The 18,476-nt window shown below is 40.5% G+C and carries 17 protein-coding genes; 13 read left to right on the plus strand and 4 right to left on the minus strand.

Translation table 11 applies throughout. The annotated features are described in order from the left end of the window. Positions 1-189 precede the first annotated feature (189 nt). The 4 genes from KH400_RS13385 (at position 190) to KH400_RS13400 (ending at position 4,493) form a co-directional block, all read left to right on the plus strand. Positions 190-1,155, plus strand: a complete 966-nt coding sequence (locus tag KH400_RS13385) for a 3'-5' exoribonuclease YhaM family protein (RefSeq protein WP_217225296.1) — start codon at positions 190-192, stop codon at positions 1,153-1,155. A 414-nt stretch (positions 1,156-1,569) separates the two neighbouring features. Beyond that, complete coding sequence (locus KH400_RS13390; RefSeq protein ID WP_217225297.1) at positions 1,570-2,247, plus strand: GntR family transcriptional regulator; 678 nt, start codon at positions 1,570-1,572, stop codon at positions 2,245-2,247. Positions 2,248-2,259: 12 nt separating this feature from the next. Then, positions 2,260-3,318 carry a tartrate dehydrogenase gene (locus KH400_RS13395; RefSeq protein WP_217225299.1) on the plus strand — a complete coding sequence of 353 codons (1,059 nt, stop codon included), beginning with the start codon at positions 2,260-2,262 and terminating at the stop codon, positions 3,316-3,318. A gap of 107 nt (positions 3,319-3,425) precedes the next feature. After that, positions 3,426-4,493 (plus strand): NAD(P)H-dependent flavin oxidoreductase, encoded by a 1,068-nt coding sequence (locus tag KH400_RS13400; RefSeq protein WP_217225301.1) that lies wholly within the window; start codon positions 3,426-3,428, stop codon positions 4,491-4,493. Positions 4,494-4,630: 137 nt separating this feature from the next. Here the strand turns inward: KH400_RS13400 and KH400_RS13405 are convergent, their stop codons facing one another. Then, positions 4,631-5,383 carry a Cof-type HAD-IIB family hydrolase gene (locus KH400_RS13405; RefSeq protein WP_438821118.1) on the minus strand — a complete coding sequence of 251 codons (753 nt, stop codon included), beginning with the start codon at positions 5,381-5,383 and terminating at the stop codon, positions 4,631-4,633. Between the two features lie 198 nt (positions 5,384-5,581). Here KH400_RS13405 and KH400_RS13410 point away from each other — a divergent pair, with 198 nt between their 5' ends. Further along, positions 5,582-6,313 carry an HAD family hydrolase gene (locus tag KH400_RS13410; RefSeq protein WP_217225306.1) on the plus strand — a complete coding sequence of 244 codons (732 nt, stop codon included), beginning with the start codon at positions 5,582-5,584 and terminating at the stop codon, positions 6,311-6,313. A 63-nt stretch (positions 6,314-6,376) separates the two neighbouring features. Next, positions 6,377-6,805, plus strand: coding sequence for an SRPBCC family protein (locus tag KH400_RS13415; RefSeq protein WP_217225308.1), 429 nt, complete (start codon positions 6,377-6,379; stop codon positions 6,803-6,805). A 53-nt stretch (positions 6,806-6,858) separates the two neighbouring features. On the opposite strand, the gene KH400_RS13420 is transcribed toward KH400_RS13415, so the two are convergent. After that, positions 6,859-8,445, minus strand: a complete 1,587-nt coding sequence (locus KH400_RS13420) for a LysM peptidoglycan-binding domain-containing protein (protein WP_217225310.1) — start codon at positions 8,443-8,445, stop codon at positions 6,859-6,861. A 675-nt stretch (positions 8,446-9,120) separates the two neighbouring features. Here KH400_RS13420 and KH400_RS13425 point away from each other — a divergent pair. Then, positions 9,121-10,695 carry a SpoIID/LytB domain-containing protein gene (locus KH400_RS13425; RefSeq protein WP_217225312.1) on the plus strand — a complete coding sequence of 525 codons (1,575 nt, stop codon included), beginning with the start codon at positions 9,121-9,123 and terminating at the stop codon, positions 10,693-10,695. 133 nt (positions 10,696-10,828) lie between these two features. Next, a complete protein-coding gene (locus tag KH400_RS13430; protein WP_217225314.1) occupies positions 10,829-11,008 on the plus strand; it encodes an H-type small acid-soluble spore protein in 180 nt (59 codons plus the stop codon). Between the two features lie 105 nt (positions 11,009-11,113). On the opposite strand, the gene KH400_RS13435 is transcribed toward KH400_RS13430, so the two are convergent. Next, entirely contained in the window at positions 11,114-11,512 is a 399-nt protein-coding gene (locus tag KH400_RS13435) for an SET domain-containing protein (RefSeq protein ID WP_217225316.1), read from the minus strand. A 236-nt stretch (positions 11,513-11,748) separates the two neighbouring features. Between KH400_RS13435 and KH400_RS13440 the strand changes: the two genes are divergently transcribed. Further along, a complete protein-coding gene (locus KH400_RS13440) occupies positions 11,749-12,078 on the plus strand; it encodes a toprim domain-containing protein (RefSeq protein WP_217225318.1) in 330 nt (109 codons plus the stop codon). Positions 12,079-12,447: 369 nt separating this feature from the next. On the opposite strand, the gene KH400_RS13445 is transcribed toward KH400_RS13440, so the two are convergent. Next, positions 12,448-12,654: a hypothetical protein gene (locus KH400_RS13445; protein ID WP_217225320.1), complete on the minus strand. Its 207-nt coding sequence runs from the start codon at positions 12,652-12,654 to the stop codon at positions 12,448-12,450. Between the two features lie 154 nt (positions 12,655-12,808). Here KH400_RS13445 and KH400_RS13450 point away from each other — a divergent pair, with 154 nt between their 5' ends. The 4 genes from KH400_RS13450 (at position 12,809) to KH400_RS13465 (ending at position 18,406) form a co-directional block, all read left to right on the plus strand. Then, positions 12,809-14,482 carry a ribonuclease J gene (locus tag KH400_RS13450; protein WP_217225321.1) on the plus strand — a complete coding sequence of 558 codons (1,674 nt, stop codon included), beginning with the start codon at positions 12,809-12,811 and terminating at the stop codon, positions 14,480-14,482. Positions 14,483-14,698: 216 nt separating this feature from the next. Beyond that, positions 14,699-15,469: a cyclase family protein gene (locus KH400_RS13455; protein ID WP_217225323.1), complete on the plus strand. Its 771-nt coding sequence runs from the start codon at positions 14,699-14,701 to the stop codon at positions 15,467-15,469. Positions 15,470-15,481: 12 nt separating this feature from the next. Beyond that, positions 15,482-17,452 carry a sodium:solute symporter family protein gene (locus KH400_RS13460; RefSeq protein ID WP_217225325.1) on the plus strand — a complete coding sequence of 657 codons (1,971 nt, stop codon included), beginning with the start codon at positions 15,482-15,484 and terminating at the stop codon, positions 17,450-17,452. Between the two features lie 39 nt (positions 17,453-17,491). Further along, positions 17,492-18,406, plus strand: coding sequence for a fumarylacetoacetate hydrolase family protein (locus KH400_RS13465; RefSeq protein WP_217225327.1), 915 nt, complete (start codon positions 17,492-17,494; stop codon positions 18,404-18,406). The last annotated feature ends 70 nt before the right edge of the window (positions 18,407-18,476 follow it).

Below are 18,476 nucleotides of genomic sequence, written 5' to 3' on the forward strand. Positions count from 1 at the left end.
AGCTCAAGACCCATCTGCTATACGGATTTAACATATGATTAACCATAGGTAGGAGATTAAGATTACAGACCTTTGACAACTTGGTTATTCTTTTCTCATAGGATCGGATGATGGGACATATAATTTATAGATTTTCTGAATCATATGTCTTTTTTCTGTATTTAATCCGAAAGGAGAGGATGGAATCCTTTGCGAAAAGTCATCCAAAGCCTAGAGGTCAATCAAACCATTAAAGAACATTTCCTATTAACTCGCATTGAAGTGAAACGTGGTAAAAATGGTTCCTATTTTGAACTGACATTAGCAGACACATCTGGTGAAATCACGGCTCGTAAATGGGATTTAACGGAGAGGGATTGGTCATTTTATGAAGGGGTGAAACAGGAAGTACCGACTGTTGTCCTCGTAAAAGGCATCGTTAGAAAATTTCTGCATGCACTTGATATCAAGATTTTCTACATTGTGCAACCAGTTGAAAATCAAGAGATTTCATTGCGTGAATTTATTCCTACTGCCCCGATTGATATTGATAAGGCATTTGAGAAAATAGAAGTGACCATCGAAAACATAAAAAATGATAAGATCCAAGCGATTGTCAAGCAAATCTATGATAAGTACCATTCATACTTAGCTCATTACCCAGCATCAACACATCATCACCGTACTTATGGTGGGTTAATCTGGCATACGGTCAATGTGTTAAAACTTTCCGATACTATGCTACAGCTCTATCCAGATCTCTTACAATACGATCTATTAATCTCCGGGGCGATATTACATGACTTAGCGAAGGTGAAAGATTATAAGGTGAATAGGGGTACTGTGACGCACATGACAGACACAGCAAAGCTCATTGGTCACGTTGTCGGAATTTCTCACGATATTTACGAGGCTGCGTATCAGCTCGGCATTGATCCTGTATGTACAGAAGTTGAATTGTTAGAACATATTGTCGTCAGTCACCATGGTAAGCGTGAATTTGGTAGTCCCGTAGAACCTGCAATCCCAGAAGCGGTTGCGCTCCATTATATTGATATGCTTGATACAAAGGTAGGAGCTGTGCAGCAAGTGCTTGAACATACACAAGTTGGAGAATGGTCAGAGTGGTCAAAGGTCGTTAATGGAAGAGTGAAGAAATTGACAGAAGGGTCATAGAAGAGCGCGCCTGTTAGTGTAGGTAACAAAGAATGAACATACTTAAGTAGGGAGACCAATCGTATCGTTGATTGGTCTCTTTTTTTGCAAAAGTGATCTGTTTTTAGGCAGGAAAACCTCACTCACTTGATTAATAATTAACATCCAAGTAAGTGTTCGTACATAGAAGGATTATGAAGGACAAAAGAAGCTTAAAAAGATTGATGAAATGTCCTTCATCTATGCGCTTGCGCTTTAGTACTATTAAAATTACCAATTCCAATGTTTCCTTTTAAGTTTAAACGACTCTGGATCGGCATGAGGATTCTTTTTACTCATAGCGATTGACACAAGATTCAAACTATTATAAACTCCTAATTAGTTAACTGTTAACAGTTAACAACTTACATACAAAATTGAAAGGGATGAGGTGACATGGGGGTTATTCGCTCAGAACCTCTCTATGATTTAGTTTATAACCATATAAAAAATGATATTTTTACACAAGCGTTTGATCCGAAAAAACGTTTGAATGAAGCACAATTGGCACGGCGTCTAGACGTTAGTCGCGGCCCGGTACGAGAAGCTATTCGAAGGTTAGAGCAGGAAGGGCTCATTGTAAGTAACTCTAAAAATCAGCTTTTCGTTTATCAGCCGACAGCTGAGGATATCGAACATATTTATCAATGCCGAGGAGCACTTGAATCATTAGCAAGTGAATTGGCAGCCGAAAAAATCACTGATGCACAAATCAAAGAGCTAGAAACGATCATAAAACAAAAAAAGCAACTGCTAGCTTCAAAACAACCATTAGCTGAAGAGATGGTTAAAGAATTTGTGGAACTTAGTGATCGTTTTCATATGATCATTATTGAAGCAAGTGGAAACCCTCGCTTAAAACAACAAATCACACAGTTGAAAACGTTGACATTTTATTATCGTTATTACAACACGAAAAGGGAACAACGGCGAGAAGAGATTTTTACTGATCATTTAGAAATATTTCAAGCAATACAAGCAAGGGATGCTAGCATGGCAGGTCAATTGATGAAAATTCATATCGGAAGTGATCGAGAGTATCTTGTCTCAATCTTTAATTCAGAACACGACTAGGAGGATCTATACATGAAACAGTTTAAGTTATCCGTTATACCAGGTGATGGAGTAGGAAAAGAAATTATGCCACATGCATTGGAGGTGTTAGATACTGTTGCAGACATCCACGGTGGCTTATCATTTTCAAAAGAATTTTATCCGTGGAGCTGTGAGTATTACCTCGAACATGGGAAAATGATGGCCGATGATGGTCTTGAACAGCTTAAAAATAGTGATGCTGTCTTTTTAGGTGCCGTCGGAAACCCTCAACTCGTTGAGGACCATATTTCCTTGTGGGGATTACTCATTAAAATACGAAGAGAGTTTGAACAAACGCTCAACATTCGACATGCGAAACAAATCAAAGGGATTACACCGCCGATCACGAATGCAAACAACTTTGATATCATGGTCGTTCGTGAGAATAGTGAAGGGGAGTATAGTGAGATTGGTGGACGAATTCATAAAGGCGATGATGAAGTCGTCGTTCAAAATGCGGTATTCACAAGAAAAGCAACAGAACGTGCCATCAAGTACGCCTTTGAGCTTGCGAAAAAGAGAAACAACAAAGTAACGAGTGCAACGAAATCGAATGGGATCGTGTATTCAATGCCATTTTGGGATGAAGTATATCATTCGATTGCCAAAAAACATCCTACAATTGAAGCAAACACGGCACATATTGATGCGTTAGCTGCCTTTTTTGTGACGCGACCATCAGAGTTTGATGTCGTTGTCGCAAGCAATCTATTCGGTGATATTTTAACAGATATTAGTGCAGCTCTCATGGGAAGCATTGGGATTGCACCAGCAGCGAATTTAAATGTGAATGGAAAGTATCCGTCCATGTTTGAACCGGTACACGGATCAGCACCTGATATTGTTGGCAAAAACATCGCGAATCCGATCGGGCAAATTTGGACAGGAAAAATGATGCTTGACCAATTTGGAGAGCACGAATTAGCCGATCAATTGCTAGCTGTCGTCGAAAAAGTTACGGAAGAGGGAATTAAAACACCAGACATTGGAGGTCGAGCGACGACATCAGAAGTTACGGAAGCGATTATTAAAAAGTTACGAGCGTTATAGAGGTAGTTACATATGCTAGGGGAACCTGTGTTTAAGTGATGCTTTTGTATCGCACGTAGGATACCCAGGGTCTAGCTATGAGATAAGGAACGAGGGGGGATGATCGTATGGCTAATAATATTATGTTGGACAGGTTACAGTTGAAGTATCCAATTATTCAAGCACCAATGGCTGGAGGAATCACAACCTCAGAGTTAGTAGCAGCTGTTTCAAATGCAGGTGGGTTAGGGATGATTGGCGCTGGGTACATGACTCCGGATCAAATTCGCACGCAAATTCGTGAAATTAAGGCCTTAACAACGAAACCATTTGGGATCAACGTCTTTATTCCGAATGATTTTTCGGTTACGAATGATCAAGTAACAAAAGCAAAACAAACACTAACCCCTTTCTATGAGAAGGTAGGATTACAAGAGGATACATCAGTGTTACTGTCGGCCGCCGAGTACGTGGAGCGGTTTCATGAGCAAATCAAAGTCATCATTGATGAACGTGTTCCGCTCTGTTCCTTTACTTTTGGCGTCCCTGAAGCTCAAGTGATCGAACAGCTCAAACAAAAGAACATCATTCTCGTTGGTACTGCAACAACGGTTCAGGAAGCACTCATTAATGAAGAGGTTGGTATGGATGCTGTTGTCGTTCAAGGCAGTGAGGCGGGTGGTCACCGAGGCACGTTTGCGGGAGAGCCTCCTCTTATAGGCTTAATGTCGTTACTTCCTCAGGTCGCTGATTATGTTAAGATCCCGGTCATCGCTGCAGGAGGAATTATGGATAGTCGAGGGATAAATGCTTCGTTTTGTTTAGGAGCAACAGCCGTACAAATGGGGACAGCTTTTTTAACGACAAATGAAAGCGGAGCTCACCCTCTTTACAAAGAAGCAATTCTCAAAGCACAAGACGATCAAGCTGTACTAACACGTGCGTTTTCAGGAAAGTGGGCAAGAGGAATTTCAAATGTTTTTATTGAAGAAATGAAAGGCCATGAAGAGGCAATTATCAGTTATCCGCTCCAAAATACATTAACAGGGAAGATGAGAAAGGAAGCGGCCGCACAAGAAAACCCTGAATTAATGTCATTATGGTCGGGACAAAGTCCAACACTTGCAAAGAAACAAACCGTTGAGGATTTAATCACGAAAACAATGGCTAAAGTCCATCCTCATACTCGCATATAAAGAACATGAGGTTGTGTCAACATTTGGACCTATTGATGCAACCTCATTTTATGTTTATAAAACAATATGATCCTGATAGCACCGCATAATACAGTGTCAGCATTAATCGTTATGATCATCATTCTGTATATAAATGATTATTTTACAGCAAAAGTCAAAATCGCCTTTGCAACACCGTTTTCAACATTTGTCGCTGTCACCTCGTCCGCTTCACGCTTGACCGTTTCTTGGGCGTTACCCATTGCAACACCGATGCCTGCTTCTTTAATCATTGCTAAATCATTTAAACTATCACCAATCGCCATAACGTTGTCCATCGTAATTCCGATCCGTTCGCAGACATCCGCAAGCGCGCGTGCTTTGTTGACACCTGTGGCATTGATTTCAAGATTCGTTGGACTTGAGTTTGTAATTTCTAGGGCTTTGGTTTTTGAGAGTTCGTCTTTTATTTTTTGACGAATCTCATCATCACGGACGTCAAATCCAAATTTCATCCATTCGTGCTTGGAGATATCGTCTGGAAATTGCTCACGCCAAACGTTGTCTACCGATGCGGCCCAACAATAGGTGTTATATTTGTTTTTTAGCTCCCACATTTTTTCAACATGCTCTGTATCTAGAAGCTCACGTTTTAGAAGTGAACCGTCTTCATTCCAGATTTCACTCCCGTTGACTGTAATTAAGTACGTACCTAAGGATAGAGAATCGACGAGTTCTTTGCATGTCATCGTCGTACGCCCGGTACTAATGACGACATGGATGCCTTGTTCTTGTGCTGCTTTGATCGCTTTACGATTTTCAGGTGAGATTTCGTGCTGGTCATTGAGAAGCGTCCCATCCATATCGATGGCGATTAGTTTGATTTGTTTTTGATTCTGATTTGTCATGATATCATGTACTCCTTTATTCTCTCTTTGGTTTGTTTTTATTTTATCAGAAATATTGTTAATTTCTATGGTAAATAGCATAAAGAGTTTGAAAAGCGAAATAATCAGGTGAGAAGACAAGGTTCCTTTTACATACATTTTGCTATTATTGTGGTATAATTTGGCTTTGGAATAAATCTTCAAACAGATGAGGAGCGTTTTTTGGTGGCAAACGTTATTTTATTTGACCTAGATGGCACGTTATTACCGATGGATACAGATTCATTTGTGAAACATTATTTAAAAGAATTAGCTCAAAAAGTTGCACCAATTGTTGATCCAGAACAATTTGTCAAAGCACTTTGGGCGGGAACAGAGGCAATGGTTAAAAGTGATGACCCGAGTAAAACGAATGAAGCGGTGTTTGAAGAGAGGTTTTTAAACCTTCTTCAATTGAAGCGAGAGGAGATTTGGCCTACGCTAGACCATTTTTATAAAGAAGTATTTCCACAATTTTCACGTTTGGCAGAACCGACCCCATTAGCCAAGGAAGTTGTCAATGAAGCTCTTAATCAAGGATACCGTGTTGCGATTGCAACAAATCCGTTGTTTCCGCGAGAAGCGATTGAACATCGAATGACTTGGGCAGGAATAAAAGATCTACCTTTTGAAGTGGTTACCGTTTATGAGGAAAGTTCGTTTACGAAACCACACCCGGCTTATTACGAAGAAATTTGCAACAGACTAGACGTAAAACCTGAGGAGTGCATTATGGTTGGTAATGATAAGCAGGAAGATATGGTTGCAGGTTCGTTAGGGATGAAAACCTATTTGGTTGAAGGTTGGGTGATTGATCGCGGTGAACCGAGTTACGTAATCGATGACCAAGGGACGCTAAACCAATTGCTTGAAAAATTGAAACAAAAAGAAGGAACTTTTGCTAGGAGAGTATGATTTTATCTTTTCGCGCGAGTATAGTAAATAAGTGGACAAGCTATTTGTAAAGGAGATAGAAATATGACAGAACAAGCTGTAACCCCAGAGATTCGTAAACAAATTGTATACAATGCAGATGTTGAAACGGTATGGAATGCGGTTGCCACGGCTGAAGGAATCGAGTCGTGGTTTATGGCGAACGATTTTCAACCGGAAGTAGGAGCAACATTTACTCTACAATCACCATTTGGACCGTCACCGTGTCAAGTCACTGAACTTCAATCGCCAACACATCTATCCTTTTCATGGGGAGAAGCAGGCTGGCAACTTACCTTCGAATTGGAAGACGTAGATGGAAAAGCTCAACTAACGCTCATTCACGCCGGATGGGGGAAACCAGACGAAATCATCCCAGGCCCATCACAGACCAATTTAGAGGTTCGTAATCGTATGTCGGGTGGATGGGATTCTCTTCTAGAAAAAGACTTACGAAGCGTTGTTGAGCGCTAAGATCGAAAGAAAACCCATGACGCATCTTGAATGTGTCATGGGTTTTTTCACGTTTAATTTACGCCTGCAGCAATTCTAACTTGTCGTTGCATCGAATCTTGAATTAACCCATCGTTATGGCGCGTACTATTCAAGAAATGAATGCAGAAATGTCCATTGTAGTTATTGTCTCTAATCGCTTGGTCCGCATGTGGGAACGAGTGCATCGCAGCAGCGAGACGTCTGTTGTTATCATCGACATGAACAATCACAGCTCGAGGTGTCCAAGAGTAACTTCCACCCCATACTTCTCTCATAATTTGTGCATCTCTTGAAGTCAATGGTTCTGAGTCGGAGTGGTTTCCACCCATTGTGTGACGGACACGAAATGTGCGACCGGTTTGTACATCGGTGATCGCGGCATTTTTTCCAATTGGGAACACATATCTCGCTTCTGTCCACCAATCTAACAATTCACCATGTCGGTCACTCGTGACTGGTTTTACTGGAACGTTGTAAACCGGTATGCGTAATTGTTGACCAACAGACAAACTGCTATTGACCGATAAATTGTTTTCTTTTAATAACTCAAGCATAGGAATACCATATTTGATACTTAAATTCCAGGCATTATCTCCGGATCTAACGGTATGAGTTGTGTATGATACCGTAACACCGCCACCAGGGTTTGAGCCTGCGGAACCACCTGGAATACGCAACATTTGATTAACAAAAATTTGGTCATTGGTTAACCCATTGGCATCTCGAATCGCTTGAACAGTCGTGTTAAAGCGATTCGCAATTCGAGATAACGTATCACCAGATTGAACGCGGTAAGTTGTAAATGACTCTTGTGGCTCCCCAGTCGCAGGTTGAGGCTGCACCTCAGGCTGAGGTTGCGGTTGTGCTTGCGGTCGTTCCGTTACAATTAATGTTTGACCGATTCGAATTCGGTCATCCGTCATATTATTTAGTTCACGTAATTGATCAACTGAAATACCAAACCGGTTAGCGATACTCCAAAGTGTATCACCAGCCTCAACCGTGTACGTATTTGGTGTCGAATCAATCGTCACTGTACGTGTTGAACCATTCCAATTGACTTCATGACCAAATGTTTCAGAAATAAAACGTATCGGTACGAATGTTGAGTCATTAACAATTTTTGATGGTGGTACATTCACTTGTTGATTATTAACTCTAGCGACTGTTGATCCGACGACAAATGTGATGTTTGTATCCCCTTTATTAATGCCAACGGTCCGAGAATCTCCATTCCACCATACCCCAGCACCAAAATGAGTTGAGAGTGCACGAATCGGAATCAGAGTCGTACCATTTTCAATAAAGGGGCGAGGCGTTAGGTTTAAAGAAACGCCGTCAACTATTAGATTGATTTGATTCGCGCTTAATGCTCGAAAGCCATGGTCGTTTTGTTCTGAGGGCATAGCCCCATGTTCGAATTGAAGGTCTCCAAGAAAACTTTCTTGAAAATCAATCGGACCTTCATGAGAATCTACAGATTGTAACGATGTGCTATCTGTATCTTCGAGGTTGAGTTGATTCAATTTATTTTCGAGAGCTTCTTGTTCCTGGACATGTGGCATCATACCTTGTTCTTGTTGTGGCATGCATGATGTTAATACAAATAAAATAATCATCAAAATCGTTATCCTTCTGATTTGCTCTCACCTCTCTTAACAGATTAGTCAATGTATAAACGTAGCATTTGTCTGCCTTGAGAAAGCTATAACTTTCAAATGTTTCCACAATAGTTGTGGTTCACCAATGCCCACCTCAAAATCTTATGAAGGACAAAATCATTGCTTCTTTAAAAGGAAATGTCCTTCATGGTCTAGATGAAAGACAAAAAGCATGCAAATAGAAGAGGAAATGTCCTTCATCCCCCGAATGCCGGACAAAATCCCCTTAATAAGACGCATCGTTTAAAATTGGCATCAATTTGAAGCGATAGTTGGTTTGGTTTTGACAAATAGTAAGCAATAGCATCGTAGTATGAAAAGAGGTGAGTTCAAGTTAGATACGTACACATTTTTTTGATCATTCTTTTATTGTTTATCAGCGCTTGCACCCTGAATCAAAATGAAGGTGAACCACGACAGCAAGCACAGCTCAATGAAGGTGAAATAAACAGGCAAATCAATCAAGGGCCTGCTTTTGATCGCATAGACAATCATGGTCTTCATATCCTAGACGCTCAGCGACAGAGAGCAGGGGTTTTCACACTTAATAACATTCCTTATATAAATGTCAAATTGCTTAATTATCTTGGGCATGTCAGCGAGATTCCTGTAGCGATAAAAGGAACGTATACCGTGAATAATACAACTACCGTTAACGCAAACTCAAATTTTCGTGTCAAACTAGAAAATGACAAGGTCGCCCTTTATGAGGGATCGAGCAAACTCATGGATGCATCGTCATTAACATTTGTTCCCAATCATTACAACACTGATCACCAGGTGATCATAAAGGATCGCCCTTATTTAGGGACGATGGAATTTACGAGAGAAGGCGAGATTGTTCGCCCAATTAATACACTTCCTATTGAAGATTATTTAAAAGGGGTCGTTCCACATGAAATGCCAGCCTCGTGGAACATTGAGGCATTGAAGGTTCAAGCGGTTGCTGCGAGAACGTACGCGATGTCACATGGGAGTCGTGTGATCGATGATAGCATAAACTTCCAAGTGTATGCTGGGTACACCTGGCACCCGAATAGCACGAGAGCGGTTAACGAAACGGCCGGTCAAACGCTAATGTACAACAACCGACTTGCTTCAGCTGTCTATTCTTCAAGTAATGGTGGGCTGACGGAATCAAATGCAAACCTCTGGGGTGGGACTAGCTTTTCCTATTTACCAGTACAAGAAGATCCTTATGACCCGATTCATCCATGGGAATTTACATTACACAAAACGCAAATCGACCTTGATAATCGAGATTTAGTTGAACCAGAAGTGTGGTGGAATCAGGTTAAAGAAAAAGATACCAACATTACAGCCAATATAAAATCATGGTTGATGAGAAATGGTTACCCAAACACTGAAATCAAAATTGTTTCTGTACCAAGATTAGCCTTTTCAGATCAGTTAACATCAGGGGATCGTGTAACAAAAGGAGATATAGAAGTAGAATTTCTTGTTAAGACCAAGTCAGACAATGAGTTTAGCAAAGAAGATGATGGATCGATACGCATTCACAAGGTTAACTTTGCGAATACAACGGCCCAACAGATCCGTTCAATGATTGGGATCAATTTCGTTCGTACGTATCTCATTAATGATGTCATTGATGATGGTCAAGCGTATAAGGTGACAGGTCGTGGATTTGGACACGGAGTTGGTATGAGTCAATGGGGTTCTAAATATCGTGCAGATGAAGGTCATACCTATACTGAGATCTTAAATTTCTACTATCCAGGTACAACGTTAACGCAATTACAGGCACCAGAGCCTATCGAACAGAAGCCTGAACAAACAGAGCAACCGGATGAGAGTCCTGCAACACCACAGCCTCTTACGATCGTCTTACGAGTTGATCACAAGCAAGCGACAGTGAATGGAGAGACGGTGCAATTACCGGAAGCACCATATATTCGGAATGGACGAACGCTGATCCCACTTCGTTTTGTCAGTGAACAATTAGGCGCCATCGTTCATTGGGATGAGCAAACAAGAGACATTATCATCTCAGCACCTAACAAACACCTGAATTTACGTGGAGGAAGTCGTACAGTAATTGTCAATGGCTCACAGGTTACGATCGATGTCGCTCCAGAAATTATTAGGGGAACAACATTTGTGCCATTGCGATTCATCTCAGAACAAATCGGTTCAAATGTTCATTGGAATCCACAAAATCGAACGGTAACGGTGACGAACCGCTAACCGCATTTGACGATTGGCCTGTCCTTTTGGGAATGGTGGGGGCAGGCTTTTTGGAGGTATTTGGTTCAACGTATAATGAGGTAAGTTTTTACAAACAGTATTAGGGAGACAATCAAAAGGAGGTGCCTTCCGAATGGATGCTAAACGTGCACAAGAAATCTCATCTTCACAAGCAATGGCAAATGTCATGCACAACGGCCAGCAAGTTTACATTGAGCATGTTGATCAAAGCAATGGAACAGCAACTGTTCATCCGTTGAATCAGCCAACTCAGAAGCAAAGTGTTTCTGTCGATAGCCTGCAAGAACAATAATCAGTCGAGTACATGAGATCAGAAAAATAGGGTCCCATCTGCTAAAAGGTAGACAACTATCTTTTAGCTACGCATGGGGCCCTATTTTTGTGTGTTTTATATTACTTATGAATCATCGTGTTCGTTCTCGTCCTTGTTAAACCAAAGTGGATCATAGTTATCAACTTCACCATTATAATTGATGAGCAACTCTTCACCAGCCTTAATATCTCGATAGGCATAATAGTAAAACATATGGTGCTCAAAGTTAATATCATAGGTCGTATTTGGTTCATAAGAGTGATTAAATAACATTCCATAACCTAATACGACGGCTGAATGATTGATTCCATATTCATAGACGTAATCAGCAAGGACCGTTTCTTCAATTAAAATATGTTCTTCATTGGGGTAAGGGATGACCGGGGCTTCATGAATCAGTTCCCCTTTTTCTATATCACGGGTCGCAAAGACACCTCGATTAAATTCGCCATCACTTAATGTAGAAGTCTTGATTTCAATCATGTTTGTCACCTACGCGTTCTTTCATTTTAGTATCGTTAATAAGCTTTATCTAACTGTACCATCTTAGATGAGAAACAACAAACCTTTTTCTATGAAAGTATATAGTGTTATATCGCAAGGCAGGATTTCTTTGTGCGAGTATCGAAAAAAAGAATAACAGCCACTTAGTGATGGTATGCCACACGGTGGAGTGAACAATAATATAGGTAACTTACTTAAAAAAAAGGGTGAGTGCTATGGAAGACAAGGTTTTAATCGTAGAGGGAACGAATGATCGTAAACGAGTGAGGCGTGTGTTGGCTGAACCTGTCGACATTATTTGTACGTATGGTACGCTGAGTGATGAAAAGCTTGAATCACTTATTTTACCAATCGAAGATAAAGATGTCTATATCTTAGTCGATGCGGATGAAGCTGGTGACCGCTTGCGCAAGCAGTTAAAACATGAGCTACCGAATGCCACGCATTTATATACACAAAAGGGCTACGGACAAGTGGAAACGACTCCGATTGACTACCTTACCCATCTATTAAGAGGTTACTTTAATGTAAAAGAAGTGATTTAATGGATACAAAAAGGCTATTCGAAAAAGGATAGCTTTTTTTTGTGGTAAAGGGGCGGAGTGCGCTAGCAAGTTAGAATAATCATTGAAGTAGGCTTACTCGCACCGCCTTAGGATTAAGTTTAAGGGAAGTTCACTGAGGAAGAAGATGATGATTCAAGGAAGGGTAAAGGGGCGGAGTGCGCTAGCAAGTTAGAAGAGGGATAACCAGAGGAGTGGCGTTGCCTTGGGAGGGTATGAGAGATCTTGTGGTTCCTGGTTCCTCTATTTGTGAAAAAAGTGCTTAGTTTCGGTGAGAAGTGGATTTAGGTTCCGCTATTTGATGAGAATGCGTGTGCAATCCAGATGCTGGGGGAGGGAGAACACTCTGGCTTAAAAATCGTGAAAGTTATATTTGACAAACAAGAACCAAATCACAAGCAAGCTGATGATAATGAGGCTCAAAATGATAATTGAAAACAATTGAGTGTTTACATGGTAAACGACAGTGAGGAAAAAGGTAGCAATGAATGTGATCGTCGGTAACAGCGACGAAACCGTGATTTTCTTTTCAGGAGTTGTATTTTTATCGCCTGTCATCAAGGACCCTCCAATAATACAATCGTTAGTTTTAGCTTGGATGTTTTTACCATGAACTATACAGAGCGGTGTGCAAAAAAAATTTCTAAACGATAAATACAGTCTAGGAAAACGGACATACTAGAACTACTATTAAAAGCTGGAGGGTATCGTTTTGAGCACACAAGAGAATGCATTATCCATTTTTGCTTTAGGTGGATTAAATGAAATCGGAAAAAATATGTATGCCATCCAATACAAAGATGAAATCGTCATTATCGACTGTGGAAATAAGTTTCCCGATGAAAATTTTTTAGGGATTGATTTAATCATTCCGGATATTACATACTTGCTCGAAAATAAAGAGAAAGTCAAAGCGTTGATTGTTACGCATGGTCATGAAGACCATATCGGTGGTGTGCCTTTCTTCTTAAAAAAATTAAATGTTCCGGTTTACGGGACACGTTTTACACTCGGGTTAATTGAATTAAAATTAAAGGAGCATAAGCTACTCAGGGAATCGAAGTTAGTTGAAATTGATGCAAATTCTAATGTAGATTTTGCTCACTTTAGCATCGACTTTTTTAAAGTCACGCACAGTATTCCAGACTGTCTCGGAATGGTCATTCGTACGCCGGAAGGGAATATTGTTCATACAGGTGACTTCAAATTTGATTTAACCCCTGCGCAAAACGAACACTCGGACATTCATAAAATGGCTGAGATCGGTAAAGAAGGCGTTTTGCTTCTTTTATCTGAAAGCACGAATGCTGAACGTCCTGGCTCGACACCGACGGAACAGACCGTCGGAGAACATGTTGAAGAAGCGTTTATGAAGGCAGACGGCAAGGTGATCCTTTCGACGTTTGCATCGAATGTTAGCCGCCTTCAGCAGGCCATTGATGCGGCGAAGCAAACTCATCGGAAGCTCGCACTACTTGGACGCAGCATGGTCAATGTCGTCAACGTTGCAATGGAACGTGGTTATTTAGATGTCCCTGATGGAATGTTAATTGATACAAACGACATTAACCAACTACCTCCCGAAAAAGTCGCAATCCTCTGTACAGGAAGTCAAGGCGAGCCATTAGCGGCACTTTCAAGGCTTTCTACGGGGAAGTACCGAGGTGTTGACATATTAGCAGGAGATACGGTGATATTAGCAGCTGGACCTATCCCTGGAAACGAGCGTGGCATCACCCGTATTGTCGATAATTTATTTAGCCTCGGTGCCAATGTTATCTATGGTTCTGGTAGTTCTTCTGGGATGCATGTATCCGGACACGGCTATCAAGAGGATTTAAAGTTAATGTTAACGCTGATGAGACCAACATATTTTGTCCCGATTCATGGCGAGTATCGGATGCTCCATCATCATAGGTTGTTAGCTGAATCAGTTGGTGTTGAGGAAGGTCATACATTTATTATGAAAAACGGTGATGTTGTAGACATCGAAAATCGGACCGCTCGCCAAACGAGAAAAATCCAAGCCGGCAATACGTACGTTGATGGAATTGGTGCAGCTGATGTTGGTGAAATCGTCTTGCGCGATCGTAAACAGCTATCAGAAGACGGAATGCTTGTCATTGTATTGACAATGAGTAAAACCGACAAAAATCTCGTGTCTGATCCCGATACGATATCACGTGGATTCGTCTATATGAAGGACTCTGAGGAACTGATGAAGGATGTAAATGACTTAATTTCAAGAACGGTACATGAGTTATCCGAAGAGGATCGCAACGAGTGGCGTGTCATTAAGCAGCAACTAAAGAGATCAGTTGGACAATATTTATTTAAACAAACGAAGAAAAAACCAATGATCTTACCGATTATTATTGAGGTTTAATAATGGTATATACCCTTACACCGCTAATTGGTGTGAGGGTATTTTTTAATGCAAAAAAATCATTAGCTGACTGTATTACCCTATATATTGTAAATTTCTAGCATATGATTTCACTACACCTAATAACATAGACTAGGTATTCAGTCGTTAGATTAAAGATAATTGAAAGCGTTTACTATGAGTTGATAAAAAAATGAAAGTAAGGGTGATTTGTTGATGAATCGAAGAAATCTAAAAATGATTGACCTGAGTGTTCCGTTAGATCCACAAGCAAAAGAGCCGATGCCACCACAGATTGACTATATAACCCATGAGGAAGGAGCAAAACAGGCAGCGCAACTCTTTGGGTTAGAACCAGAAGATTTCCCTGATCAAAAGGCATGGGCAAATGAGGCGATCACACTTTCAACTCATTCTGGAACTCATGTTGACGCACCATGGCATTATGCTTCAGAAACGAATGGTGAGCGGTCACGAACGATCGATGAGCTCCCCTTGGAATGGTTTTATGGAGATGGTGTGTTATTTGATTTTAGTAATAAACAACAAGGGTATGAAATTCAAGTTGATGATTTTAAGTCACAATTAAAAGAAATGAAATATGATTTAAAGCCTTATGATATCGTTCTTATCCGAACAGATGCGGATAAGAGATATTACCAAGAGAATTATGCGCAATCCCATGCAGGTGTGTCAGCAGATGCAACGAGGTGGTTAATTGATAAAGGTATTAAGGTCATGGGAACAGATGGTTGGGGATGGGATATTCCATTTTATCTACAAGCGAATGACTATAAACAAAACCCACGAGATGGAGTCCTTTGGGCTGCGCACTTTGTCGGTAAGGAACAAGAGTATTGCCAAATTGAAAAGCTTGCAAATCTTGAAAAGCTCCCTGTAAGGTATGGATTTAAAGTAGCGGTATTTCCAGTCAGTATAAAACATGCGAGTGCAGGATGGGCCAGACCGGTGGCGATTCTAGAATAGGGGGAGAAAAAGATGAGCTTCAACTTCGTATTCTTATTGTACAGCTTCATTTTCATCGTCATCTTGTTGTACGGTGGATGGGTAACAAAAAAATGGATATCCGGTTCTAATGATTATTTCATAGCAGGACGTGAAGTAGGCTTATTGATTAATGTGTTTGGTGTGGCTGCTATTGGCTTTGCCGGAACCATGATTACATTAGGACCAGGATTAGCGCTAACGACTGGATTTTTTGGAGCTTTGGGATTCGGGTTCGTTTATGCTATAGGTGGATTAGCGTTATATGGACTTTTATTTGCCCCTTACATTAGAAGGTCTGGTGCCCATACATTATCCGAGTGGCTTGAAATGCGGTTTGATACGAGAACGAGAACATTAATCACAATTACAACCATTCTAGGGTTACTCGGAATTATGGCAAATAATGTTGTATCGATGGCAATCGTTGCAAACGGATTTACAGGTTGGCCGCTCATCTGGACATTAACAGTCATCTTCTTCTTGTTTTTACTTTTTACGTATATTGGAGGATTTTGGGCAGTTACGTTAACCGATTTCGTGCAAATGTGTATTGGTTTAATCGCATTGCCCGTTTTAATCATTACCCTTATTTCAAAGTTTGGTGGTACGAGTTTTATCTCTAGTCAATGGCCTGGCGATCGTAGTTATTGGACACATGGGTTTATGGATGGACAGCTCTCGATTTTTTCGGTTCAATATCCGAGCATCATCACCTTTGTGATTTTATTTGCTTGTTTCCTTGTCTGGGGAAATAACTACTATTGGCTTCGTGTCTCGTCCACTAGAAGCGAAAGAACAGCAAAACTTTCATTCTTATACGGTGGCTTATTACTATTGTTTGTTCCAATGCTGATATTAGGGTTTGTTGGATTGTATGCGGGAAGTGCATTTGGGGATCAATTTCTACCACACGGGGGAACAGATCCAATGGCTGCCTTTGGTGTTGTGTTAACTGCTTTACCAATTGCGGTAGCGGCTCTCGCATTAACTGGCGCACTAGCAGCTTCAATTTCAACATCAACGACTGCGTTAATTGGTGCATCAAGTACGGCAGTTCGCGATTTGTATCAGCGTTTTTTTAAGCCGAAAGCAACTCCAAAACAACTTAAAGTCCCAGCCAAAGTAATCACGCTCTTGTTAGGTTTGCTCGTCTGGTTACTATGTTTTTACCCTGGAGGACCCTTGTATTTATTTGCATTCTCTACCGCATGGCTTGGCCCCCCATCCATTTTAGTCTTCTTAGGAATTTGGTGGAAACGGACAACTGTACAAGGCGCTTTTTGGGGAGCTGTCTTAGGTATTGTTGTCTTATCCGTGTTAACGGTATTAGATTTATTGCAGGTCTTTAGCATCAATCCATATATGCATGTTGGCTTAGTAGGATTAGTCGTAACGCTCGTTGCAACGATCATCATTAGTTTAGCGACAAAGCCAAATTATTATGCGAAAAAAGGATGGAACAAAGAAGTAGAAGAGCCCCAAACAATCAATATAAACAAACAAGAACGATCAATTTTGAGACTTATTTTCTTCGGTTACAATACGATGGCAGAGATTAGTGATACGCTTGGTGTCGATTCATCAGTCAGTCATAAATGGATCGAAAGCCTTGATAAAAAACACTTGATCCATCGACAAAAATATAGTGGAGCTGGCTTTTACACATTTGCCCTTGCAACCAATGCAATACGGTTCATCGATATCTCGGATGAAGAAAGGCTGCTTTCTGATGATCAATTATCGATGGAGGATATTGAGGTGCTCTCTAAAATTAACGAGGGAATCGATGCATTTGAGCGTTTTGTAAAAGAAAAACAATATGATTCGCTTAAGATATCTGTCATCCTATCAAAATTAATAAAACAGGGTTTGTTAACAGAGTTTGGACTACTAAAACGTAAGGTCAAAATCAATCAAGCTGGTAAAGCAATGGTAGATAAATATTCCTATTTACTATCATAGATAAAACAAGAGAATTATCGTATGAAAGGAGTACCTTTGATGAAACTCGTGACTTATAAACAGTCCAATGGTGAACAGAGAGCCGGTTGTATTGTTGATGATAAGGTGGTTGATCTAGAACAATCAAGTAGTGGACGATTACCAAAAACGCTCTTGGAGTTTATCCAGCATCATGAAGTATACGAACCGATTGCAAAAGAGATGATTGAGGCTGGTAAATTCCGTGACAGCATAGATATTTCTGATATTGAATTACTGACACCACTTCCCAATGCTCCTAGTGTGAGAGATTTTATGGCATTTGAGGAACATATCGTAAATGCGACGAAACGAAGTAATCTTACAGTTGCTCCAGAGTGGTATGAAATCCCTGCCTTTTATTTTACAAATCATCTTGTCTTAAGAGGGAATAACCAACCAATCACACGTCCTCCTGCTTGCCAAATGCTAGATTATGAATTAGAGATTGCCTGTATTATCGGTAAAGAAGGGATCAATATTAAAGCAGAGGATGCGGAAGAATATATTTTTGGTTATGCGATATTAAATGACTGGTCGGCGAGAGATTTACAGATGAAAGAAATGAAAGTTGGACTTGGGCCAGCAAAAGGAAAGGATTTTGCAACATCAGTTGGTCCTTATTTGGTAACAAAAGATGAGTTAGAAACGTACCGAAAAGGCGATCGTTTCAATTTAGAGATGACAGCAAAGGTTAATGAGAAACTATTATCAAAAGGGAACGCAGAGAGTATCTACTACACGTTCCATGAGATGATCGAACGCGCGTCAGCTGGTGTTCCACTACAACCAGGAGAAATTATAGGGTCTGGGACAGTTGGGACAGGATGCATACTTGAATTAGGACCTGAGGTTCATCGTTGGTTAAAACCAGGTGATGAAGTAAAGCTTGAAGTTGACGGGCTAGGTACACTTATTAACAAAATTAATGAGTAGGATAAATCGAGGAGTTGCCACTCTGGGCAGCTTCTCTCTTTTTTAGTAGAATCATAACAAAATTTTGGTA

Source organism: Desertibacillus haloalkaliphilus (assembly GCF_019039105.1).
GTDB classification, from domain to species: domain Bacteria; phylum Bacillota; class Bacilli; order Bacillales; family KJ1-10-99; genus Desertibacillus; species Desertibacillus haloalkaliphilus.